This window comes from Mesorhizobium sp. P2_E7 (genome assembly GCF_056403855.1).
In genome coordinates this window covers 1,042,379-1,064,156 of the sequence record NZ_JBFUER010000001.1, presented here as the reverse complement: position 1 = coordinate 1,064,156, position 21,778 = coordinate 1,042,379, and the positions used below count along the sequence as shown (strand labels likewise).

At 62.2% G+C, this 21,778-nt stretch carries 20 protein-coding genes; 11 read left to right on the top strand and 9 right to left on the bottom strand.

The window, feature by feature from the left end; all coding sequences use genetic code 11:
* Nucleotides 1-163 precede the first annotated feature (163 nt).
* The 8 genes from AC1DYC_RS05345 to AC1DYC_RS05310 all read left to right on the top strand — a co-directional run bounded on the left by AC1DYC_RS05345 (nucleotide 164) and on the right by AC1DYC_RS05310 (nucleotide 8,362).
* The gene (locus tag AC1DYC_RS05345; RefSeq protein WP_477404546.1) at nucleotides 164-478 is read left to right on the top strand and encodes an ArsR/SmtB family transcription factor; all 315 of its coding nucleotides are present in this window, start codon (nucleotides 164-166) and stop codon (nucleotides 476-478) included.
* A complete protein-coding gene (locus AC1DYC_RS05340; RefSeq protein WP_477404544.1) occupies nucleotides 475-945 on the top strand; it encodes an SRPBCC family protein in 471 nt (156 codons plus the stop codon). The genes AC1DYC_RS05345 and AC1DYC_RS05340 overlap by 4 nt, the downstream gene beginning before the upstream one ends.
* A 28-nt stretch (nucleotides 946-973) precedes the next feature.
* Entirely contained in the window at nucleotides 974-1,582 is a 609-nt protein-coding gene (locus AC1DYC_RS05335; protein ID WP_477304124.1) for an ATP-dependent Clp protease proteolytic subunit, read from the top strand.
* 110 nt (nucleotides 1,583-1,692) lie between these two features.
* Nucleotides 1,693-1,950 carry a hypothetical protein gene (locus tag AC1DYC_RS05330; protein WP_477404542.1) on the top strand — a complete coding sequence of 86 codons (258 nt, stop codon included), beginning with the start codon at nucleotides 1,693-1,695 and terminating at the stop codon, nucleotides 1,948-1,950.
* A gap of 823 nt (nucleotides 1,951-2,773) precedes the next feature.
* Complete coding sequence (gene uvrA, locus AC1DYC_RS05325; RefSeq protein WP_477404540.1) at nucleotides 2,774-5,695, top strand: excinuclease ABC subunit UvrA; 2,922 nt, start codon at nucleotides 2,774-2,776, stop codon at nucleotides 5,693-5,695.
* 34 nt (nucleotides 5,696-5,729) lie between these two features.
* Nucleotides 5,730-6,188, top strand: a complete 459-nt coding sequence (locus AC1DYC_RS05320) for a GNAT family N-acetyltransferase (protein WP_477404538.1) — start codon at nucleotides 5,730-5,732, stop codon at nucleotides 6,186-6,188.
* Nucleotides 6,189-6,222: 34 nt separating this feature from the next.
* The gene (locus tag AC1DYC_RS05315) at nucleotides 6,223-7,026 is read left to right on the top strand and encodes a DUF72 domain-containing protein (RefSeq protein ID WP_477404536.1); all 804 of its coding nucleotides are present in this window, start codon (nucleotides 6,223-6,225) and stop codon (nucleotides 7,024-7,026) included.
* Between the two features lie 190 nt (nucleotides 7,027-7,216).
* A complete protein-coding gene (locus AC1DYC_RS05310; RefSeq protein WP_477404534.1) occupies nucleotides 7,217-8,362 on the top strand; it encodes a GGDEF domain-containing protein in 1,146 nt (381 codons plus the stop codon).
* Between the two features lie 9 nt (nucleotides 8,363-8,371).
* Here AC1DYC_RS05310 and AC1DYC_RS05305 read toward each other — a convergent pair whose 3' ends face one another.
* From AC1DYC_RS05305 to urtA, 6 genes are all read right to left on the bottom strand, one after another.
* Nucleotides 8,372-8,548 carry a hypothetical protein gene (locus AC1DYC_RS05305; RefSeq protein WP_477266637.1) on the bottom strand — a complete coding sequence of 59 codons (177 nt, stop codon included), beginning with the start codon at nucleotides 8,546-8,548 and terminating at the stop codon, nucleotides 8,372-8,374.
* A 495-nt stretch (nucleotides 8,549-9,043) separates the two neighbouring features.
* A complete protein-coding gene (gene urtE, locus AC1DYC_RS05300; RefSeq protein WP_013895283.1) occupies nucleotides 9,044-9,739 on the bottom strand; it encodes an urea ABC transporter ATP-binding subunit UrtE in 696 nt (231 codons plus the stop codon).
* A 69-nt stretch (nucleotides 9,740-9,808) separates the two neighbouring features.
* Nucleotides 9,809-10,555, bottom strand: coding sequence for an urea ABC transporter ATP-binding protein UrtD (gene urtD, locus AC1DYC_RS05295; RefSeq protein WP_477304111.1), 747 nt, complete (start codon nucleotides 10,553-10,555; stop codon nucleotides 9,809-9,811).
* Nucleotides 10,556-10,559: 4 nt separating this feature from the next.
* Complete coding sequence (gene urtC / locus AC1DYC_RS05290) at nucleotides 10,560-11,789, bottom strand: urea ABC transporter permease subunit UrtC (protein ID WP_477404532.1); 1,230 nt, start codon at nucleotides 11,787-11,789, stop codon at nucleotides 10,560-10,562.
* Complete coding sequence (gene urtB / locus AC1DYC_RS05285; protein ID WP_477404530.1) at nucleotides 11,786-13,402, bottom strand: urea ABC transporter permease subunit UrtB; 1,617 nt, start codon at nucleotides 13,400-13,402, stop codon at nucleotides 11,786-11,788. Before urtB ends, urtC begins: the two co-directional genes overlap by 4 nt.
* 101 nt (nucleotides 13,403-13,503) lie before the next feature.
* Complete coding sequence (gene urtA, locus AC1DYC_RS05280) at nucleotides 13,504-14,814, bottom strand: urea ABC transporter substrate-binding protein (RefSeq protein ID WP_477304105.1); 1,311 nt, start codon at nucleotides 14,812-14,814, stop codon at nucleotides 13,504-13,506.
* 314 nt (nucleotides 14,815-15,128) lie between these two features.
* Between urtA and AC1DYC_RS05275 the strand changes: the two genes are divergently transcribed.
* From AC1DYC_RS05275 to AC1DYC_RS05265, 3 genes are all read left to right on the top strand, one after another.
* Complete coding sequence (locus tag AC1DYC_RS05275; protein WP_477404529.1) at nucleotides 15,129-15,527, top strand: hypothetical protein; 399 nt, start codon at nucleotides 15,129-15,131, stop codon at nucleotides 15,525-15,527.
* Nucleotides 15,528-15,636: 109 nt separating this feature from the next.
* A complete protein-coding gene (locus AC1DYC_RS05270) occupies nucleotides 15,637-16,983 on the top strand; it encodes an FAD-binding oxidoreductase (protein WP_477404527.1) in 1,347 nt (448 codons plus the stop codon).
* Between the two features lie 138 nt (nucleotides 16,984-17,121).
* A complete protein-coding gene (locus AC1DYC_RS05265; RefSeq protein ID WP_477404525.1) occupies nucleotides 17,122-19,035 on the top strand; it encodes a PhoX family protein in 1,914 nt (637 codons plus the stop codon).
* Between the two features lie 97 nt (nucleotides 19,036-19,132).
* Here the strand turns inward: AC1DYC_RS05265 and AC1DYC_RS05260 are convergent, their stop codons facing one another.
* From AC1DYC_RS05260 to AC1DYC_RS05250, 3 genes are all read right to left on the bottom strand, one after another.
* The gene (locus tag AC1DYC_RS05260; RefSeq protein ID WP_477404523.1) at nucleotides 19,133-20,704 is read right to left on the bottom strand and encodes a GMC family oxidoreductase; all 1,572 of its coding nucleotides are present in this window, start codon (nucleotides 20,702-20,704) and stop codon (nucleotides 19,133-19,135) included.
* Between the two features lie 48 nt (nucleotides 20,705-20,752).
* Nucleotides 20,753-21,283, bottom strand: coding sequence for a gluconate 2-dehydrogenase subunit 3 family protein (locus AC1DYC_RS05255; protein WP_477404521.1), 531 nt, complete (start codon nucleotides 21,281-21,283; stop codon nucleotides 20,753-20,755).
* 81 nt (nucleotides 21,284-21,364) lie between these two features.
* Complete coding sequence (locus AC1DYC_RS05250) at nucleotides 21,365-21,760, bottom strand: VOC family protein (RefSeq protein WP_477404519.1); 396 nt, start codon at nucleotides 21,758-21,760, stop codon at nucleotides 21,365-21,367.
* Between the last annotated feature and the right edge of the window lie 18 nt (nucleotides 21,761-21,778).

The window sequence follows — 21,778 nt, the reverse complement described above, 5'->3', positions numbered from 1 at the left end:
TGTGGCTGCCTTTACCCACAAGGTTTTTGTTCTCTTTTCGTTCTATATCGCATCACCCTCATTTGTCAAGGAATGGCACCAATCGAGGGGATGCGGCAGGCAACTGATATGGGATGAAAAACACCGCTTGCCAAATCAATAAGTATCGACTTATGCTTTTGTCATGATCGAAGCAGAGATTTTCCGCGCCCTGGCCGATCCGACGCGCCGCGCCGTCTACGAGCGGCTCGCCGGCGGCGAGATGAGCGTGTCGGAATTGCGCAGCGGCATGAGTGTGTCGCAGCCGGCGGTGTCGCAGCATCTGGCCGTGCTGCGCGGCGCCGGCCTCGTCAGCGAAAGGCGGGCCGGTCGTAACGCCTATTACCGCGCCGATCCGCAAGGGCTCGAGCCGCTGCTCGGCTGGATCGAACGCTACCGCGCATTCTGGCCTGAGCGCATCGAGAGGCTGAAGGCCGTTTTGAAGGACATGGATCAATGAACGATGAAAAGCGGGCGCATACCGCCAAGGATACCCTCGCCTTCGAATGCGATCTGCCGGACGCACCGGAAAAGGTGTGGCGGGCGCTGACCGTGCCGGAGCTTTTGGCGGCGTGGATGATGCCAAACGACATCAAGCCGGAAACCGGCAGCCGCTTTGCCTTTGCCGGACCGGACGCGCCGATCGAGTGCGAAGTGCTCGATGCCGAACCTGGACGCCTGCTGCGCTATTCCTGGCGCGAACGGTCCGACACCGGCGATGCCGACAGGCTGGATAGCATCGTCACCTTCACGCTCGCCCGCACCGTTTCAGGCGGCACGCATCTGCGCATTGTCCATGACGGGTTTGTGCAGGCGGCAATGCCCGTTGCGATGGCGGGCGCCGGCTGTCGGCTTTCGCTCAACGCATACAAGCCCAAACCGCCGATCGCCGCCAACGCGCCATATCTACTGATGTGCGCGGCCTGAACCGAAAAAATCAAATGGAGACAATGAGATGAGCGGCTTTGCCAATCTGGTGCCGATGGTCATCGAGCAATCGAGCCGCGGCGAACGCGCCTTCGACATTTTCTCGCGGCTGCTGCGCGAGCGCATCATCTTCGTCAATGGCGAGATCAATGATGGCATGTCGGCGCTGGTCTGCGCCCAGCTGCTGTCGCTGGAATCAGACCATCCCGACAAGGAAATTTCGCTCTACATCAACTCGCCGGGCGGCGTGGTGAGCAGCGGCTTCGCCATCTACGACACGATGCAATATGTCAGCTGCCCGGTGTCGACGGTGTGCATGGGCTTTGCCGCCTCGATGGCCTCGTTCCTGCTAATGGCCGGAACGCCGGGACGTCGCATTGCGCTGCCCAACGCCAGCATCGTGCTGCATCAGCCCCTGGGCGGCTTCCAGGGCCAGGCCTCCGACATCCAGCGCCATGCCGAAGGCATTTTGCGCACCAAGCGGCACATGACGGAGCTCTATGCGCAGCATTGCGGACGCACCTATGAAGAGGTCGAACGCACGCTCGACCGCGATTTCTTCATGACCGCGAAGGAAGCCAAGGACTGGGGCCTCGTCGACCATGTCTTTGATACCCGCAAGCAAGCCGCGGCCTGATCGCGGACTGAACGAGCGGGCGGGGTCGTGTCAATTTCGATGCCGCCGGTCTGGCCTCGCGGTGAGCGCGACACTATAGTCTTGTGATGCCCTACCTCCTGAACAGACTGATGACAGCCATTGCGATCACCGCCGTGACCGCCAGCGCGGCTCTTGCCGGGAACAGCACATCGCAGACGCAGACAGGCGCCCTGCCCGGCGTAACCAGCGACTATCGCATCGCCAAGCCGGCGCCGCAGCCCGAGCCCGACGACGCGCTGCCTGCCGGCGAGAACGGCACCTTCAAGATCGGCAACACTGATGTCAGGATTTCCGGCACCATCACTGTCGATGTCGGCACGGGTGGGATCAAGCCGTCGCGCCGGTAGGGTTCGAACCTTCCGGGCCAACGCAGCCGACGCCGAAGTTGGTGGCTTCCGGTAAAATCGGCAGGCGATACCCTCACGCTAAAGCCAGCCCCAAAAGAGCAGCCCCGCCGTTGCTTCCGCAAACGGTCGGGGCTTTTTTTGGATTCCAGATCCAACTTGCCGGTAGTGTTATACCGACTTTTATCTCGGATGCTTCGCGGCATTCAGCCGACGATCCGACTATCCGTCTCTGATTTTTGTGGGATTCGGCAGGTCACGGTTTGTCGGGTGGTTTTTGCATTGAAGCAATGCGTTCTTTTGGACGCATACACTCTTATGGCTTGAAACTACCCTGGCACTTATGCCCGCCGCGGCTCCAACGAGATGTGGAGCCTCAAAGGACTATCCGGTGGCGTCATGCTCCGCTCCTATGTCCGTTGCGACTGTTGTCGTCCGAAGCGCAAATCGCAAAACCTGCGGCGTCTCGCAGGCCACCTATGGGCGGCGAGGCCATCGAAAGACGGCCGGCTCGGTTGACTTCCAGAGACTGCGCCCCTGAGTCGGCGACGTCAACCGTTGAATAGCCGGTTACCGAAAAATGTGATCGCCGGGAGCTTACGTCAGGGTCAGCTTTTGAAACACCCTTGTCAGGTTTCTGCACAGCTTTGTCAGGAGCGTGTTCGGCCTTTGTTCTTTCCGCTTGCCCCGTCGCGCGAAAGACGGTTAAACGGTTTTGGTCGAGAAGTGTGGCGTCTCTCGACGTGGCTGCAAAAATACCTACATAGGGGATTGGCCGGGAAAACCCGCCGATCCCATGAAATCCAGACTGAGGCGGCGACCGGCGATGGCCGACCATAAATACCTTTCCATTCGCGGGGCGCGCGAACACAATCTCAAGAATGTCGATCTCGACCTGCCGCGTGACAGCTTGATCGTCATGACCGGCCTGTCGGGCTCCGGCAAATCATCACTCGCCTTCGACACCATCTATGCCGAGGGCCAGCGTCGCTATGTCGAGAGCCTGTCGGCCTATGCCAGGCAATTCCTCGAAATGATGCAGAAGCCTGACGTCGACCAGATCGACGGCCTGTCGCCTGCCATCTCCATCGAGCAGAAGACCACCTCAAAAAACCCGCGCTCCACGGTCGGCACCGTCACCGAGATCTACGACTATATGCGCTTGCTGTTCGCGCGCGTCGGCATTCCCTATTCGCCGGCCACCGGCCTACCGATCGAAAGCCAGACGGTCAGCCAGATGGTCGACCGGGTGCTGGCGGTCGAGGAAGGTACCCGCCTGTTCCTGCTGGCGCCGATCGTGCGCGGCCGCAAGGGCGAGTACCGCAAGGAACTCCTGGAGCTGCAGAAGAAGGGCTTTCAGCGCGTCAAGGTCGACGGCGTTTTCTACGAGATCGCCGATGTGCCGGCGCTGGACAAGAAGTACAAGCACGACATCGACGTCGTCGTCGACCGCATCGTGGTGCGCGGCGATCTTGCCACGCGTCTCGCCGATTCCATCGAAACGGCACTGAAGCTTGCCGAGGGGCTGGCCGTGGCGGAATTCGCCGACAAGCCGCTCGACGCCAGCCAGACCGGCGAGGACTCGGTCAACAAGTCGAAGAACGAGACGCATGAGCGCATCCTGTTCTCCGAAAAGTTTGCCTGCCCGGTGTCCGGCTTCACCATTCCGGAGATCGAGCCCAGGCTGTTCTCGTTCAACAACCCGTTCGGCGCCTGCCCGACCTGCGACGGTCTCGGCAGCCAGCGCGCCATCGACGCCAGCCTGATCGTGCCGGACGAAAACGTCTCGCTGCGCGACGGCGCCGTCAGCCCGTGGGCGAAATCGACCTCGCCCTATTACGCGCAGACGCTGGAAGCGCTGGGCAAGGCATACGGCTTCAAACTCGGCGACAAATTCAAGGACCTGACCGAAGAGGCCAAGGAAGCCGTCCTGCGCGGCACCGGCGAGCGCGAGGTCACCTTCCAATATGATGACGGCCTTCGCTCTTACAAGACGACCAAGACGTTCGAAGGCGTCATTCCCAATCTGGAGCGGCGCTGGAAGGAAACCGAATCCGCCTGGATGCGCGAGGAGATCGAGCGCTTCATGTCGGCAACGCCCTGCCCGGTCTGCAAGGGCTACCGGCTGAAGCCGGAAGCACTGGCGGTGAAAATCGCCGGAAAGCACATCGGCGAGGTCACCGAACAGTCGATCCGCAACGCCGACAAATGGTTCACCGACCTGCCGGCGCAGCTCAACGACAAGCAGAACGAGATTGCGGTCAGGGTGCTCAAGGAGATCCGCGACCGGCTGCGCTTCCTCAACGACGTCGGCCTCGACTATCTGACGCTGTCGCGCAATTCCGGCACGCTGTCGGGCGGCGAGAGCCAGCGCATCCGCCTGGCGTCGCAGATCGGCTCGGGCCTCACCGGCGTGCTCTATGTGCTCGACGAGCCGTCGATCGGCCTGCACCAGCGCGACAATGCCCGCCTGCTCGACACGCTGAAGCATTTGCGGGACATCGGCAATACGGTGATCGTCGTCGAGCATGACGAGGACGCCATCCTACATGCCGACTATGTCGTCGACATGGGTCCGGCCGCGGGCATCCATGGCGGCGAGATCATCGCCCAGGGCACGCCGCAGCAGGTGATGGCCAACCCGAATTCGATCACCGGCAAATACCTGTCGGGCGCGCTTGAAGTGGCCACGCCAGGTGTCAGGCGCGAGGCGAAGAAGAACCGCCGGCTGAAGATCGTCGGTGCGCGCGGCAACAATCTGAAGAACGTCACCGCCGAAATCCCGCTCGGAACTTTTACCGCCGTCACCGGCGTGTCGGGCGGCGGCAAGTCGACCTTCCTGATCGAGACTTTGTTCAAGGCGGCGTCGCGGCGCATCATGGGCTCGCGCGAGCATCCGGCCGACCACGACCGCATCGAGGGCCTCGAATTCCTCGACAAGGTCATCGACATCGACCAGTCGCCCATCGGCCGCACCCCGCGTTCGAACCCCGCCACCTATACCGGCGCCTTCACGCCGATCCGCGACTGGTTTGCCGGTCTGCCGGAAGCCAAGGCGCGCGGCTATCAGCCGGGACGCTTCTCGTTCAACGTCAAGGGCGGCCGCTGCGAGGCCTGTCAGGGCGACGGCGTCATCAAGATCGAGATGCACTTTTTGCCCGACGTCTACGTCACCTGCGATGTCTGCCATGGCAAGCGCTACAACCGCGAGACGCTCGATGTCGTGTTCAAGGGCAAGTCGATCGCCGACGTGCTCGACATGACCGTCGAGGAAGGCGTCGATTTCTTTGCCGCGGTGCCCGGCGTGCGCGACAAGCTCGACACGCTGAAGCAGGTCGGCCTCGGCTACATCCATATCGGCCAGCAGGCGACGACGCTGTCCGGCGGCGAGGCGCAGCGCATCAAGCTGGCCAAGGAACTGTCGCGCAAGGCGACCGGCAAGACGCTCTACATCCTCGACGAGCCGACCACCGGCCTGCATTTCCACGACGTCGCCAAGCTTCTGGAAGTGCTGCACGAACTGGTCGACCAGGGCAACACGGTGGTGGTCATCGAGCACAATCTCGAAGTGATCAAGACCGCCGACTGGGTGCTCGACCTCGGCCCTGAAGGCGGCGACGGCGGCGGCGAACTGGTCGCACAGGGTACGCCGGAAGCCATCGTGCGCGAAAAGCGCAGCTACACCGGTCAGTTCCTCAAGGAATTGCTGGAGCGGCGCCCCGGGGGAAAGCGCGAAGCGGCGGAATAGCTGACAGACCGGTCGAGCGCCTGGAGAGCTTTGAATGTCATTCCGAAAGGCGCTTGCCGGTGATCTCGACGCAGTCGTCTCGCTGACGCAGGCCGCCTATGAGCACTACACCGCTCTGCTCGGTGCGCCACCGATCCCGGTCAACGAGGACTATGCGCCGCGCATCGAACGCGGCGAGGTCTGGCTGCTGGAGAGGGAGGCGGAGCTCGCCGGGCTGATCGTTCTCGAAAAGCGTCCCGATCATGCGATGATCTTCAGCGTCGCCGTCGCGCCTGCCTTCCAGGGCAAAAAACTCGGCATCGCGCTGCTCGATTTCGCCGGCGAACAGGCGCTGAAATGGGGCGTGCCGGAGATACGGCTCTACACCAATGCGCGCATGGAACGGAACATAGCGCTCTACACCGCCTATGGTTTTCGCGAAACCGGTCGCAGGGAAAAGTCCTACAGACCGGGATGGATTGTGGTCGACATGGCCAAACCGGTCTCGAAATAGCCGGGCCGCATTTTTAAGAACTGGGAGGAAGACGATGACCAGCCAAGGAACAATTCGCTCAGGCATGGGCGGCTGGACGTTCGAACCCTGGGATACGTCCTTCTATCCGGACAAACTGTCGAAGGCCAAGCAACTGCACTATGCCAGCCGCCAGGTGTCGAGCATCGAGGTGAACGGCACCTACTATTCAAGCTTCAAGGAACCGACCTTCATCAAATGGGCAAGCGAGGCGCCGGACGGTTTCGTCTATTCGCTGAAAGGCAACCGCTTTGTCACCAACCGCCGCGTGCTCGGCGAAGCCGGCGAGTCCATGACGCGCTTCCTCAGCTCCGGCGTTGCAGCACTGGGCGACAAGCTGGGCCCGATCCTGTGGCAGTTCGCGCCGACGAAAAAGTTCGATGCCGACGATTTCGAGGCCTTCCTGAAACTGCTGCCGGAAAAGCAGGACGGGGTGGCGCTGCGCCACGCGCTCGAAGTGCGCAACGACAGTTTCATCGTTCCGGAATTTGTGAGCCTTGCGCGCAAATACAAGGCGGCGATCGTCTACGCCGACCATGCCAAATACCCCGACATTGCCGACATCACCGGCGATTTCATCTATGCGCGGCTGCAGACCGGCTCGGACGACAATCCGGACTGCTACACGCCGAAGGGTCTGGACGAATGGGCGGCGCGGGTAAAAACCTGGGCGGAAGGCAAGCAGCCGGCCGATCTGCGGCGCGCCGACCCGGCTTTCGACGCGCCGGTGAAACCGCGCGACGTGTTCGCCTACTTCATCACCGAGGGCAAGGTGCGCGCGCCGTTCGGCGCCATGGCGCTGATGAAGCGGGTGAGCTGATCGGTTCAGAGCAATTCCAGGAAAAGTGTGAAACGGTTTTCCCGGGAATGCGTTTCAACCCAGAATTGCTCCAAATCGAGCGAAACGTGGTATCTTCCCCGCCGTCGTAACCTTATCGATACCTCCTTGCTGCATGAATCCGGTCCGGCCCGGTTGCAAGAGCTAGGTCGCCGCGGGCAAGGACGAGGGCATGTCGCTCGACTACAACTCCCTTCTTTTGGCTGTCGGTTTTTCCGCCGCTTGCCTCTGCATGACCTTGTTCGGAATCTGGCTTACCGCGCGTTCGGAAAAATTTCTGCTGACATGGGCGGTCAGCGTGCTTCTGATCGTCGCCGACGTCTTCGCCTACCAGGCCTATATCGACACGCCCGGACGCCTGCTCGGCCTCGCCAGCTTCACCTTCCTGCTGCTCGGCTTCGCGACCATGCTGGGCGCCGCCCACCAATTCACCACCGGCCGCTCGCCGCTGCCGCGCATCGTCATCGGCGCCGGCGCCTCGCTGGCGATCGCCTTGCCGCCAATGGCGCTTGGCTATGACGGGCTGGGCTTCATGCTGGAAAATGCCTTTGCCGCGCTGCTCTTGTTTGCGACGGCCTATGAGTACTGGAAGGGGCGCACCGAATTCCCTGCCCCGATCATCGGCATTGCCGGGCTTTATACGGCCACTGCCATATCCTTCGTGTTGTGCTCCGGGGTGCTGGTCTGGGATGGCAGGCTGGTGCTTGGACATGCGCCGAGCAATTGGGCCGAGGATCTCAGCCTCATCGTCGTCATCGCCTGCATGACCGGTATCGGCGCGCTTTCGCTGGCGCTCAACCAGGGGCGCCTGGCGCAGCATCACCGCCGCGAAGCGCTGACCGATCCGCTGACCGGCCTGCTCAACCGACGCGCTTTGTTCGACCTGCATAGCAAGACGCCGGTCGGCGTCTTCACCGCCGTGATCGTGTTCGATCTCGATGGCTTCAAGGCCATCAACGACGAGTTCGGCCATGCCACCGGCGACGAGGTGCTGAAACTGTTCGCCAAGGATTTGACCGCCAATCTCCAGCCGGGCGACGTCGCCGCACGCATGGGCGGAGAGGAATTTGCGCTGGTCCTCGATCGCATTCTGCCTGAGAAGGTGGAATTCATTGCAGAGCGCATCCGGGCCAGTTTTGCCTCACGCCGCATCGACACCGAGACCCGGCTGCTCGCCTGCACGGTCAGCGCCGGCTACGCCTTCGGCAGCGAGGGCGGCAGCAAATTCGACAAGGTGCTCAGCGCCGCCGACAAGGCGCTCTACGGCGCCAAGCGCGGCGGCCGCAATCGTGTGCTCGCCTTCCGGCGCGCCGGGTAGGCTGAACGGTCAGGCCGCCAGGACGATCTCGTTGTAGGTATCGAGATCGACGTAGAAAACCTTGGTGATTTCGCCGATCAGCTCATCCGGCTGGTAGCCCTGCGAGCGCAGAATGTTGATGGCCGTGATGATGTCGACGCGCTCTGTCAGCCGTCGTTTCTGGTGGTCCTCGACGAACCGTTCCATAGCCTATTCTCCTGGCAAGATTATCTGGACGCATTGACCGACAATCAGAACTGCGAGGGAAAGCTAGGATGGCTTGCTTGCGTGGAACTTGCAGGCTGAGCCAGCGCATTCCCCCGATCTGCTACAGACTGATACGGAAGCGGCCGACTCACCGAGGCCTGACAAAGAGTAGCATGCAGTATTGCGGGTGCCAGAGGGGCCCATCACTTCGTCATCCTTGGGCGTAGCGAACGCGAAGCGGAGCGAAGACCCAAGGATCCATGCCGTGACAAAGAAGGGTTACTAACGGCGAGGAACTTGGGATAACTGGCACACCGGCGATCGTATTGTGTTCTGCGCCGCTGCACTCTTCGGCGGGTATCACGGCATGGATCCTATGGTCTGCGCCGCGTCGCTTCGCTCCTTGCTTCGCCATAGGATGACGAATGGATGGACGGCTCCGGCTAATCACCAAAGTTGCGATTCCCCACCGAGAGGAAGTGTCATTCCCCCGACTTACACCGTCAGAAACTTTCTGACATCCGCCCTGTCCAGATCTTCGGCCGGGCCGGTGTGGACGATCTGGCCGCGGTCCATGATGTTGACCTCGTCGGCGAGTTCGCGGCAGAAATCGAGATATTGCTCGACCAGAAGCACGGCGATGCCGGCCTGGTCGCGCAAATAGCGGATGGCGCGGCCGATGTCCTTGATGATGGAGGGTTGGATGCCTTCGGTCGGCTCATCCAACACCAGCAGTTTCGGCCGCATCACCAGCGCCCGGCCGATCGCGAGCTGCTGCTGCTGGCCGCCGGAGAGATCGCCGCCGCGGCGGCCCAGCATCTGCTTCAGCACCGGGAACAATTCGAAGACATGCGCCGGCACATTGCGGTCGGCGCGCTTCAAGGGCGCGAAGCCCGATTCCAGGTTCTCGCGTACCGTCAGCAGGGGAAAGATCTCCCTGCCCTGCGGCACGAATGCGATGCCCGACCGGGCGCGATCATACGCCGCGCTCCGGTCGAGCGCCTTCCCCTCGAAGGCAACGCTTCCGCTCGTCAGCCGGTGGTGGCCGACGATCGATCTCATCAAACTGGTCTTGCCGACGCCGTTGCGGCCGAGCACGCAAGTGATCTTGCCGGCTCCCGCCTTCAACGATACGCCGCGCAGCGCTTGGGCGGCGCCGTAGTGGAGCGTGGCGTTGGAAACTTCGAGCATGTCAGCGCCTCTTCCAGAAGCGAAGGAAAGACAGATCGAAGCGATGGAACTGCACCCGCCACACCATGCTCATCTCCCGAGATAGACTTCGACGACCCGCTCGTCGGCCGAGACGAAATCGAGCGTCCCTTCCGACAGCACCGAGCCCTCATGCAGGCAGGTGACCTTGACGCCTAGCTCGCGCACGAAATGCATGTCGTGCTCGACGACGATCACCGAATGGTCGCGCGCTATATCCTTGAGCAGGCGCGCGGTTTCCTCGGTCTCGGCATCGGTCATGCCGGCAACCGGCTCGTCGACCAAAAGCAGCTTCGGGTCCTGCGCGAGCAGCATGCCGATCTCCAGCCATTGTTTTTGGCCGTGGCTGAGGTTGGCCGCCAGATCGTGACGCTTGTCGCCGAGCCGGATGACACCGAGGATGTCGTCGATCTGCCGCGCTTCGGCGACTGAGCGGCGATGGAACAGCGCCGGGAAGATGGAGCGCGGACCCTTCAGCGCCAGCATCAGATTGTCTTCGACGCTGTGGCTTTCGAAAACGGTCGGCTTCTGGAATTTGCGGCCGATGCCCATCATGGCGATTTCGGCCTCGTCGTGCCGGGTGAGATCGACCTGGCCGTCGAAGAACACCTCGCCCTCGTCGGGCCGTGTCTTGCCGGTAACGATGTCCATCATCGTCGTCTTGCCGGCGCCGTTGGGGCCGATGATGGCGCGCATCTCACCCTTGTCGAGCACAAGCGAGAGATTGTTGATGGCGCGAAAACCATCGAAGGAGACAGAAACGCCGTCGAGATAAAGGATGGTGTTGGACTTCGACATCGCTCTACTCCGCCGGCTGCGGTTCGGGGCCGGACGCGGGCCAGGCACCGGGCGTTGTCGCGGCGCTGCGGACGATCTTTGGCGGCGGAGCATCGGCATCGCTGCCGGCTTCCTCGACGATCGCGGCAGCGCGCATCGCCTTGGCGTTGCCGCGCCAGGAATCCCACATGCCGATGATGCCCTTGGGCAGGAACAAAGTGACGGCGACAAACAGGCCGCCCAGCGCAAACAGCCAGAATTCCGGCAGCACGCCGGTGAACCAGGATTTGCCGGCGTTGACGAGAAGCGCGCCGACGATCGGGCCAACGATGGTGCCGCGGCCGCCGACAGCCGCCCAGATCACGACTTCGATCGAGTTGGACGGCTCGAACTCGCCGGGATTGATGATGCCGACCTGCGGCACGTAGAGCGCGCCGGCAATGCCGGCCATGACAGCCGAGACGGTGAAGGCGAACAGCTTCACGTTCTCCGCTCGCCAGCCAAGGAAGCGTGTGCGGCTCTCGGCGTCGCGCACCGCCATCAGCAGCTTGCCGTATTTGGAGCCGACGATCGCCCACGTGACGAAGACGGCGAGCGCGAGCGTCACCGCGCTGGCGGCAAACAAGGCCGAGCGCGTCGCGTCGGCCTGAACGTTGAAGCCCAAAATGTCCTTGAAATCGGTCAGGCCGTTGTTGCCACCGAAACCCATATCGTTGCGGAAGAAGGCGAGCAGCAGCGCATAGGTCATGGCCTGGGTGATGATGGAGAGATAGACGCCGGTGACGCGGCTGCGGAAAGCGAACCAGCCGAAGACGAAGGCGAGCAGGCCGGGCACCGCGAGCACCATGAGTGCGGCGAACCAGAAATGGTCGAAGCCGGTCCAGAACCATGGCAATTCCTTGTAGTTCAGGAACACCATGAAATCCGGCAGGATCGGGTTGCCGTAGACGCCGCGCGAGCCGATCTGGCGCATAAGATACATGCCCATCGCATAGCCGCCGAGCGCGAAGAAAGCGCCGTGGCCGAGCGAGAGGATGCCGCAATAGCCCCAGACCAGATCGAGCGCCAAGGCGAGCAGCGCGTAGCAGAGATATTTGCCGGTGAGCGCGACGATGTAAGGCGGAATATAGAACGCGCTGGTCGGCGACACAGCGAGGTTGAGCAGCGGCACGAGGATGGCGGCGGCCAACAGGATGAAAATGGTGACGGCGATGCGGCGGTCCGCACCGGCGGCGAAGAAGCGTCCCGTGATCATGCTTCCACCGCCCTGCCCTTGAGCGCGAACAGCCCGCGCGGGCGTTTTTGGATGAACAGGATGATCAGGACGAGAACGACGATCTTGCCGAGCACCGCGCCGGCATACGGCTCAAGCACCTTGTTGACGATGCCGAGCGAGAAGGCGCCGACCAGCGTGCCCCAGAGATTGCCGACGCCGCCGAAGACGACGACCATGAAACTGTCGATGATGTAGCCGCGGCCGAGATTGGGCGAGACATTGTCGATCTGGCTGAGCGCGACGCCCGCAATGCCTGCAATGCCGGAGCCCAGCGCAAAGGTCAGCGCGTCGACCCAGGGCGTGCGGATGCCCATGGAGGCGGCCATGCGGCGGTTGGCGGTGACGGCGCGCATCTGCAGGCCCCAGGGCGTGCGCTTCATGACATAGAGCAACACCCCGAAGACGGTGAGCGCGAAGACCAGAATCCACAAGCGGTTCCAGGTGATGGCGAGTTGGCCGACATCGAACGAGCCCGACATCCAGGAGGGGTTGCCGACCTCCTGGTTGGTCGGCCCGAAGATCGAGCGCACCGCCTGCTGCAGGACCAGCGAGACGCCCCAGGTCGCGAGCAGCGTTTCCAGCGGCCGGCCGTAGAGAAAGCGGATGACGCCGCGCTCGATGATCAGGCCGACGGAAGCGGCAACCAGGAAGGCGAGCGGCAGCGCGATCACCAGCGACCAGTCGAACAGACCGGGGAATGAGGTGCGGATCACCTGCTGGACGACGAAGGTGGTGTAGGCGCCGAGCATGACCATCTCGCCATGCGCCATGTTGATGACGCCCATGACGCCGAAGGTGATGGCAAGGCCGATGGCCGCGAGCAGCAGCACCGAGCCGAGCGATATGCCGTACCAGATGTTCTGGCCGGCATCCCACAGAGCCAGGCTCGAATTGATGCTGGCGATTGCCGCGGTCGCCTCGTCCTTGACCGCGCCTTGCGCATTGGCCTCGACCGACGTGAGCAGCGACAGCGCGTCGCGATCGCCGCGCGCGCCGATGAGCGCTATGGCCGCGAGCTTGTCGGCCTCGGGCTTGTCGGAGACCAGAACCGATGCCGCGCGCGCCTGTTCGAAGAGCGCCTTCACCTTGGCGTCGGTCTCGGCGGCGATTGCGGCGTCGAGCGGCTCGATGTTGGCGGCATCGGGCGTCTTGAACATGGTATCGGCGGCGGCAATGCGGACAGAAGGATCCTTGGCACGCAACGTCAGCGTGCCCAACGCATCGCGGATAACGCGGCGCAGCGTGTTGTTGACCTTGATCTTGGTGATGTCGGCCTTGGCGGCCTCGCCGGTCTTTTCGCCGCTCAGCGGGTCGAGCAGCGTGACGCTGTCGCCGGCCTCATTGCCGACGAAGACGCCTGAATCGGCCTTGCGGATGTAAAGATTACCCTCGGCAAGTGCGGCTAGCGGCCGTTCGACCAGCGGATCGCCGGTGGCGGCAAGCTCGCGCACCACTGCTTCTGTCGCGGCAAACCCGGTGCCCGCGGCAAATTTGGTGATGATGGCGCGCAGATCGGATTCGGCCGCGTTCGACGGCAACAGACTTGCCATAAGGAACACCAGCATGAGGCCGAAAGCGCGCAACAGGATCATCCGTTCAGATACTTTCCGGGAGGTGGATGGCGTCCGGGCGGGCTGAAGCGCCCGGACGCCTTGCGGTCTCTGGCCGAGAAACCGGCCAGTCCCGGGAGGGATCAGTTGGTGCCCTTGCCGCCGCACCTGCCGGTGGCAACGTTGAAGTTGCCGCAGGACAGAGGCGCGCGCCAATCGGAGATCAGGTCCTTGGAGTCGGGCAGATAGTCGGACCATTCGTCGCCCATCACCAGGCCGGGCGTCTGCGACACAGTCTCGAACTGGCCGTCGGCCTGGATCTCGCCGATCAGCACCGGCTTGGTGATGTGGTGGTTCGGCATCATCGTCGAATAGCCGCCGGTGAGGTTCGGCACGGACACGCCGACCATGGCGTCGATAACCTTGTCCGGATCGGTGGTGCCGGCCTTCTCGACCGCCTTCACCCACATGTTGAAGCCGATATAGTGGGCTTCCATCGGGTCGTTGGTGGTGCGCTTGTCGTTCTTGATGAACTTGTGCCAGTCGGCGATGAACTTCTTGTTCTCGGGCGTATCGACGCTCTCAAAGTAGTTCCAGGCGGCAAGATGGCCGACCAGCGGTGCGGTGTCGAGACCGGCGAGTTCCTCCTCGCCGACCGAGAAGGCCATGACCGGAATGTCCTCGGCCTTGATGCCTTGGTTGCCGAGCTCCTTGTAGAACGGGACGTTGGCATCGCCATTGACGGTCGAGACGACGGCGGTCTTCTTGCCGGCCGAGCCGAACTTCTTGATCGCCGAGACTTCGGTCTGCCAGTCGGAGAAGCCGAACGGCGTGTAGTTGACCATGATGTCTTCAGCGGCGACGCCCTTGGCCTTCAGATATGCTTCGAGGATCTTGTTGGTGGTTCGGGGATAGACATAGTCGGTGCCTTCCAGCACCCAGCGCTTCACCGAGCCGCCATCCTCGCTCATAAGATAATCGACGGCCGGAATAGCCTGCTGGTTGGGAGCGGCGCCGGTGTAGAACACGTTGCGCTCGCTTTCCTCGCCCTCATACTGGACGGGATAGAACAGGATGTTGTCGAGCTCCGAGAACACCGGCAGCACCGATTTGCGCGACACCGATGTCCAGCAGCCGAACACGGCCGCAACCTTGTCCTTGGAGATCAGCTCGCGCGCCTTTTCGGCAAAGAGCGGCCAGTTGGACGCCGGATCGACAACGACCGCTTCCAGCTTCTTGCCGAGCAATCCGCCCTTGGCGTTTTGCTCTTCGATGAGCATCAGCATGGCGTCTTTCAACGTCGTCTCCGAAATCGCCATGGTCCCCGACAACGAATGCAGAATGCCGACCTTGATCGTGTCTTCGGCGGCCTTGGCCGGAGACGACATCGACAGGCCGGCAGCGACCACGCCGGCCGAAAACATTTTTGTTATTGTAGAGAAATTACCCCTCATACCGAAGACTCCCCGAGCTGGTTGATTGCACCGCAACACTGCAATGCAACAGCCGTGCCAAATGCAAAGGCACCGCTCCGAAGGATTGAATAAGCTAACGTTATCAGCCTGTTACTATATTAGCCTAAAGAAAACAAAGGCAGCCGATTAAAGATTGATTGAGGGAAATTTGCGCAGCGCACAAGGCATTTGCCTAATTTTCGCCCAAGTATGACAAGTGCCTAGATTTTGAACTCCAGCAGCGGCATGCGGATGAACAATATTGCGGCACGGCGCAAAAATGGGGCAAGCTCATTCCGCAAACGAGTGACCCGATGACATCCCGCATCTCCTGCATTTCCGGCATCCTGCTGCTGATGGCAACGAGCGGCGCCGCGCGCGCCGATTTCAGCGACGGCAAGCTGCCGGACGGCACCTATCACTGCGAAGTCTATCTGCTCGGCGCCTTCCTCAATCTTGGCGACATCACCATCAAGGGCAATGTCTATAGCGGACCGGTGACGTTCGGCACCGCGCTGCAAGGCTACAACTATCAGATGAACGCCAATGGCGAGATCACCTGGCTGGGCCCGCTGGGCGGCTACACCAGCGGCGGCAATTCTGTCTCGATGACGCAAGCGACGCTGGACGGCGAGACCACCCCGTCGTTCGACATCATCCTGAAGCAGCCCGACGGCGCCTTCACCGCCTCGACCTGCACCAAGGCCCAGTAAGCTGATCGGCCGCCCTCGGAAGCAGTACTGATGACGTCGCTTGCACTGACCATTCCTCGTCCGGCAAACGCGTGATACCGTTTGCGGGTCGCTTGGAGTGGGGGCTCGAATGTCCGACGTGCTGCGAAAAAAGCTCGCCTTGGCCAAATGTCGCGGGCACCTGATCATGCCTGGCGATCGGGACTATGATCGTGCCCGAAGGGTGTGGAACGGTGTCGTCGATCGGAAGCCGGCGGCTGTACTATACGCAGAAAATGTCGATGACGTTCGAAAGGCGATCGACATCGCGGCCAGTTGCGATGCGGTCCTTGCGGTCCGGGCAGGCGGACACAGTTTCCCGGGTCTATCGACTTGTGACGCTGGGCTTCTGCTCGATCTGTCGCAACTCAATTCCACCCGCCTGAACACAGGCGCCGGAACAGTCGAGGCCGGCGGCGGAGCCATGCTGCGAGATCTCGATGGAGCGACAGTTTCAAAGGGGTATGTGGTTCCGGCGGGCGTCATTTCTCACACCGGGGTCGCAGGCCTCACCCTTGGGGGCGGCATGGGTCGTATCAGCCGCGCCTACGGACTGACAATCGACAGCCTGATTGGGGCCGAGATAGTGACCGCCATCGGCAGTGTCACCTGGATAGATGCGGACTCGGATCCTGAACTTTTCTGGGGCATCCGAGGTGGTGGCGGGAATTTCGGTGTCGTTACTCGCTTCAAGTTCAAACTGCATCAGCTTGGCCTGGTGTCGGTTGGCCAGTGGAGCTACCCAGTCGCCAGCGCGCGGCGAGCGATTGCCGTCCTGGGCGAATTGGCTCAACAACGCCCGCGAGAGTTCTCTGTTGCCTTCACACTGGCCTCACTGAGTCTGGGCGTGACGGCCGTCTGGATCGGCGACAGCAGGCATGCGGAGCGGATGCTCTCACCTTTCGGCGAGCTTGCAGGCGCGGGAGAAGGAACGATGGGCGCCATGCCGTTCATTGAGCTGCAAAGCCGCAACGATGTTCATTTCGCCTGGTCGCGCCGGTATTACGCAAAGGGTGGATTTTGGCGGGATATTAGCGGAGAGGCGGTGGACGCCATGGTCCAGCAGATCACCACCGCGCCGACACCGGATTCTGAACTCTATGTGACGCAACTTGGAGGCGCTGTTTCGGATGTGCCGGAAGACGCCACGGCGTACTCCGGTAGGCAGGCTGGGTATTATTGGATTGCGGAGCCCGTATGGGACAATCCGGCAGACGATGAGCGCTGTATTGCATGGGGAAGGGCTGCCGCCGAGCAAATGGCCGATCCGTCGATACAGGCCAACTATATCAACGAACAGGCCGATACCGCCATCGCGTCGGGCGCTTATGGGGCCGTCAAATATGATCGACTGAGGCGCTTGAAATCCCGTCTTGATCCAACCAATCGGTTCCGCCTCAACCAGAACATCGTACCTTTGGCGGCCGCGCCGCGGTGATTGCAGTTGAAAGAGGCTGCCCGCCGTAGGTCGCCATTTCTGCGGTCTCAAAACTGTTCTCCCTCGTGTCATGCGGATGTTGCCGAAGCAGACTAGGGCAGCGGTGCGCCGTAACATCCACCCTGAGAGGCAGACACCATGGCCAACGCACCGTCTTCATCCTCGCCCGTCATCCGCGACATCATCGCCGAGCGCGTCTCGCGCCGGTCTCTCTTGAAAGGCAGCCTTGCCTCCGGCGCGCTGCTTGCCGGCGGCAGCTTCGTCGGCTCCTTGTTTGCCGGCGAAACGCATGCCGCGGCAGCGCAGTCGACGCTCGGCTTTCCCGAACTGAAGCGCGTCTACGACAAGACCCATGCCGCCGCCGAAGGCTATGAGACGACCATCGTGGCGCGCTGGGGCGATCCGCTTGCAGCCGGCCTCGCCGAATTCGACGGCAACAAGGTCGCCGCGGACGAGCAGGAAAAGCGTTTTGGTTACAATTGCGACTATATCGCCTTCATGCCGCTGCCCAAGGGCACGGTCAATTCCGACCATGGCCTGCTCTGCGTCAACAACGAATACATCTCGCCCAATGTGATGTTTCCGGGCACGACCGAGGACGACGCCGGCAAGACGATGACCAAGGGACAGGTCGATCTCGGCATGGCCGCGATGGGCCATTCGATCGTCGAAGTGCAGCTGAAGGACGGCAAGTGGGAAACCGTCGCCGACAGCCCGCTCAACCGCCGCATCACCGCCAACACCGAAATGACCGTTTCCGGCCCCGTCGCCGGCCATGCGCTGATGAAGACCTCGGCCGACGCCACCGGCACGAAAGTGCTCGGCACCAGCTACAATTGCAGCGGCGGTTTTACCCCGTGGGGCACGGTGCTGACCTGCGAGGAAGGCGTGTCCGACATTTTCGGCGGCGACCCGAAGAAGGCACCGACCGCCGACCTGCTCGCCCGTTACGGCTTTGACGGCTCCGACATCTATGGCCGCGGCCGCTTCCATGACCGCTTCAATCTCGACAAGGAACCCAACGAGGCCAATCGCTTCGACTGGGTGGTCGAGATCGACCCTTACGACCCGCAGTCCAAGCCGGTAAAGCGCACCGCACTCGGACGCATGTCGCATGAGGCGTCGACCGTGGTCCTCAACAAGGACGGCCGCGTCGTCGTCTATATGGGTGACGACGACTATTTCGAATACATGTACCGCTTCGTCTCGGCAAAAGCCTACGACAAGGCCAACCCGGCCTCAGGCGCCGATTTGCTCGACGAGGGCGTGCTGTCGGTCGCCCGCTTCGATGCCGACGGCTCGATGACATGGCTGCCGTTGGTGCATGGCCAGGGGAAGCTCACTGCCGAGAACGGTTTTGCCGACCAGGCCGAAGTGCTGTTGAAGACGCGTTTTGCGGCCGATGCGCTGGGCGCTACGCCGATGGACCGGCCCGAGGACATCGAGACCAATCCGGTGACCGGCCGCGTCTATGCGGTGATGACCAAGAACAAGAAGCGCGACCAGTCCAAGGTCAATCCGGCCAATACAAGGCCGGAAAACCTCTGGGGCCACATTGTCGAGCTGATCCCGCCTGGGGGCCTCGGCGCGGATGCCGATCATACGGCGGAAAAGTATGCCTGGGACCTGTTCGTGCTCTGTGGCAATCCCAAGGATGCCAAGGTCGGCGCCACCTTCCATCCGGACACGTCGGACAATGGCTGGTTCGTCTGCCCCGATAACATCACCTTCGATCCGGCCGGCCGGTTGTGGGTCGCGACCGACGGCGCCAACGATTTCGACCTGCCGGACGGCGTCTACGGCGTCGATACGGAGGGTGCTGCGCGCGGCCTGCCGAAACTGCTGTTCACCTGCCCGCATGGCGCGGAAGCAACCGGCCCGTGCTTCACGCCGGACGGCACCACGCTGTTCCTATCGGTGCAGCACCCCGCCGAGGACGCCGAGACGCTCGACAAGGTGCAGACGCTGTGGCCCGACTTTAAGGATGGCCAGTTGCCGCGGCCGTCTGTCGTCGCCATCCGCCGCAAGGACGGACAACCGGTCGGCGCTTGATCCTGAGAAAAAGGCGGAACGCTTGCGCGTTCCGCCTTGAGGTCCGGGAGGACGGTTTGGTCTGACATCGCCCCGGTACCGGGGCGATGCATAGGGCTCAGATCGTCTTGGCCGACATTTGCGAGGCGATGTATTCGGCCTGGCGGATGGCCAGCGACACGATGGTCAGCGTCGGGTTTTCCGCCGCACCGGTCGTGAACTGGCTGCCGTCCGACACGAACAGGTTCTTGATGTCGTGCGCCTGGCCATGCTTGTTGACGACACCGTCTTCCGCCTTCTCGCTCATCCGGTTGGTGCCGAGATTGTGGGTCGAGGGATAGGGCGGTGTCGGGAACGAGCGCGTGGCACCGACTGCATCATAGAGCGCTGTCGCCTGCTTGTAGGCATGGTTGCGCATCGCCGTGTCGTTGGGGTGATCGTCGAAATGCACGTCGGCGATCGGCATGCCGTGCGCATCCTTCTCATCCTTGTGCAGCGTGATGCGGTTTTCCGCGCGCGGCATGTCCTCACCAACGATCCACAGGCCGGCCATGTGGTCATAGTGGTCGAGCGCGGTGGTGAAGGAACGGCCCCAGCCGCCGGGATTGAGGAAGGCGGCCATGAAGGGCAGGCCGAGCGACAGCGTCTCGAACTCATAGCCGCCGACAAAGCCGCGTGATGGGTCATGGCGCGCCTCGTCGCGGATGATGCCGGCCATGGTGGTGCCGCGATACATATGCACCGGTTTGTCGAAGATGGCGTAGACCGAGCCGGTGGTGTGACGCATGTAGTTCTTGCCGACCTGCCCTGACGAATTGGCGAGACCGTGCGGGAACTTCGCCGACTCGGAGTTCAGCAGCAGGCGCGGGCTCTCGATCGAATTGCCGGCGACGGCGACGATGCGGGCCTTCTGCTCCTGCAGCTTGCCGTCCTTGTCGGCATAGACGACGCCGGTCACCTTGCCCGAGGCGTCGTGGTTGATCTTGATCGCCATGGCGTTCGGCCGGACTTCGAGATGGCCGGTGGCTTCGCCCTTTGGAATTTCCGTATAGAGCGTCGACCATTTGGCGCCCCATTTGCAGCCCTGGAAGCAGAAGCCGGTCTGCTGGCAGGAGTTGCGGTCGTCGCGCTGGACCGAATTGATGGCCATGTTGCCGGTATGGCATTCCTTGTAGCCGAGCTTGTCGGCGCCGGCCTTGAGCACCTTGAAGTTGTTGTTGCCCGGCAGCCGCGGCCAGTCATTGGTGCCGGTGACGCCCATCTTGGCTTCGGCCTTGGCGTAGTAGGGCTCCATCTCGGCCAGCGTGACCGGCCAGTCCAGAAGGGTCGCGCCCTCCACTTTGCCGTAGTTCGTGAGTGCCTTGAACTCATGCTCCTGAAAGCGTAGCGAAGCGCCGGCCCAGTGAGTGGTCGAGCCGCCGACCGATTTGACGATCCAGGCTGGCAAATTGGGAAAATCCTTCGACACCCGCCAGTCCCCGGATGTCGTGCGCTTGTCGGTCCAGGCGAGCTGGCTGAAGGAGGCCCACTCGTCGTTGATGAAATCCTCATATTCGTGGCGGGCGCCCGCCTCCAGGATGACGACATCGACGCCTTTCTGGGCGAGTTCGTTGCCAAGCGTGCCGCCGCCAGCGCCGGAGCCGATGATGACGACCACGCCGTCGTTGTTGAGATCAAATGAAGCTGCCATGGTTTCCTCCCATGAATTCCTGTTGCGGGTTTCAGAACGACGGAGGGCTCAGAGCCACTCGATGTCATCGAAACCGCGCGCGATGTAGCCGCCTTTGGAAAAGGATTCGCCCTCGTAGCCGAAGATCGGCCACACCTCCTGCTGGTTGTAGAGGCTGACGACGAGGCCGCCGCGGATGGACTGGAAGAACGGTGTCGCTTCGATCTGCTGCAGCACGGCGACGCGCTGCTCCTCCCAGCCGAGACCGCGATAGCCGCCCTCGCCCGACTTCTTGTCGAGGTCGGCAATGCCGTCTTCGATCATCGTCTTGTAGGCGGCGTCGTTGCCGGCCTGCTCGTCATGGCCCTTCACGGCGATGGCGTAGTATTTGTCGGGGACCTGATCGTGCGGATAGATGTCGCGCGCCATCTGGATCAGCGTCGCCATGGTCTCGGGCTTGAGTGCGGATGTCTCGAGCCCCCAGGCATTTTCGGGGCTGATGACCGCACTGCCGGAGATGACGAGCAGCGCGCCGATGCCGCCGCGTTTGAGAAGCTCACGACGTGAGAGCCCAGGCTTCGCGTCATAGATCGTGACCATTTGTTCCTCCCTGCTTGCTATTTGCGCCCTTTAAGAGCGCCGTTGCTGGCGGCCGCGCAGCTGACGCGGCCGGATAATCCCCTATTGGAAGCGCCCTCCACGCTGCAGAACCTCGATCTTGTAGCCGTCGGGGTCCTCGATGAAGAAAAAGCGGGCGATCAGCGACCCATCGCGGTTGAACTCGACGATCTTCTTCGGGTTGAGGCCGAGCGCGCCGATGCGGTCGTGCTCGCTGTCGAGATCGGCGACCGAGACCGCCAGGTGGCCGTAACCGTCGCCAAGCCCATAAGGCTCGGTGCGGCCCTTGTTCACGGTGAGTTCGAGTTCGAACCCGGTTTCGGCGTTGGCGAGGTAAATCAGCGTGAAGGTCTCGAAATCCAGCCTGTCGGCGACATCGAGCCCGAAAGCGTTTCTGTAGAAATCGACGGACCGGGCCTCCTCGAGAACCCGGATCATGGAATGGATCGCCTTCGCCAAATCAGTCTCCGTGGCTGC

Excerpts from the sequence above, each read along its gene's own strand:
- urtA (WP_477304105.1), bottom strand. The coding sequence starts at position 14,814 with ATGAGGGGTAATTTCTCTACAATAACAAAAATGTTTTCGGCCGGCGTG.
- AC1DYC_RS05265 (WP_477404525.1), top strand. The coding sequence starts at position 17,122 with ATGGCCAACGCACCGTCTTCATCCTCGCCCGTCATCCGCGACATCATC.
- uvrA (WP_477404540.1), top strand. The coding sequence starts at position 2,774 with ATGGCCGACCATAAATACCTTTCCATTCGCGGGGCGCGCGAACACAAT.
- urtE (WP_013895283.1), bottom strand. The coding sequence starts at position 9,739 with ATGCTCGAAGTTTCCAACGCCACGCTCCACTACGGCGCCGCCCAAGCG.
- AC1DYC_RS05320 (WP_477404538.1), top strand. The coding sequence starts at position 5,730 with ATGTCATTCCGAAAGGCGCTTGCCGGTGATCTCGACGCAGTCGTCTCG.
- AC1DYC_RS05305 (WP_477266637.1), bottom strand. The coding sequence starts at position 8,548 with ATGGAACGGTTCGTCGAGGACCACCAGAAACGACGGCTGACAGAGCGC.
- AC1DYC_RS05330 (WP_477404542.1), top strand. The coding sequence starts at position 1,693 with ATGACAGCCATTGCGATCACCGCCGTGACCGCCAGCGCGGCTCTTGCC.
- AC1DYC_RS05345 (WP_477404546.1), top strand. The coding sequence starts at position 164 with ATGATCGAAGCAGAGATTTTCCGCGCCCTGGCCGATCCGACGCGCCGC.
- AC1DYC_RS05260 (WP_477404523.1), bottom strand. The coding sequence starts at position 20,704 with ATGGCAGCTTCATTTGATCTCAACAACGACGGCGTGGTCGTCATCATC.
- AC1DYC_RS05335 (WP_477304124.1), top strand. The coding sequence starts at position 974 with ATGAGCGGCTTTGCCAATCTGGTGCCGATGGTCATCGAGCAATCGAGC.
- AC1DYC_RS05310 (WP_477404534.1), top strand. The coding sequence starts at position 7,217 with ATGTCGCTCGACTACAACTCCCTTCTTTTGGCTGTCGGTTTTTCCGCC.
- urtD (WP_477304111.1), bottom strand. The coding sequence starts at position 10,555 with ATGTCGAAGTCCAACACCATCCTTTATCTCGACGGCGTTTCTGTCTCC.
- AC1DYC_RS05275 (WP_477404529.1), top strand. The coding sequence starts at position 15,129 with ATGACATCCCGCATCTCCTGCATTTCCGGCATCCTGCTGCTGATGGCA.
- AC1DYC_RS05315 (WP_477404536.1), top strand. The coding sequence starts at position 6,223 with ATGACCAGCCAAGGAACAATTCGCTCAGGCATGGGCGGCTGGACGTTC.
- urtB (WP_477404530.1), bottom strand. The coding sequence starts at position 13,402 with ATGATCCTGTTGCGCGCTTTCGGCCTCATGCTGGTGTTCCTTATGGCA.
- AC1DYC_RS05270 (WP_477404527.1), top strand. The coding sequence starts at position 15,637 with ATGTCCGACGTGCTGCGAAAAAAGCTCGCCTTGGCCAAATGTCGCGGG.
- AC1DYC_RS05340 (WP_477404544.1), top strand. The coding sequence starts at position 475 with ATGAACGATGAAAAGCGGGCGCATACCGCCAAGGATACCCTCGCCTTC.
- urtC (WP_477404532.1), bottom strand. The coding sequence starts at position 11,789 with ATGATCACGGGACGCTTCTTCGCCGCCGGTGCGGACCGCCGCATCGCC.
- AC1DYC_RS05255 (WP_477404521.1), bottom strand. The coding sequence starts at position 21,283 with ATGGTCACGATCTATGACGCGAAGCCTGGGCTCTCACGTCGTGAGCTT.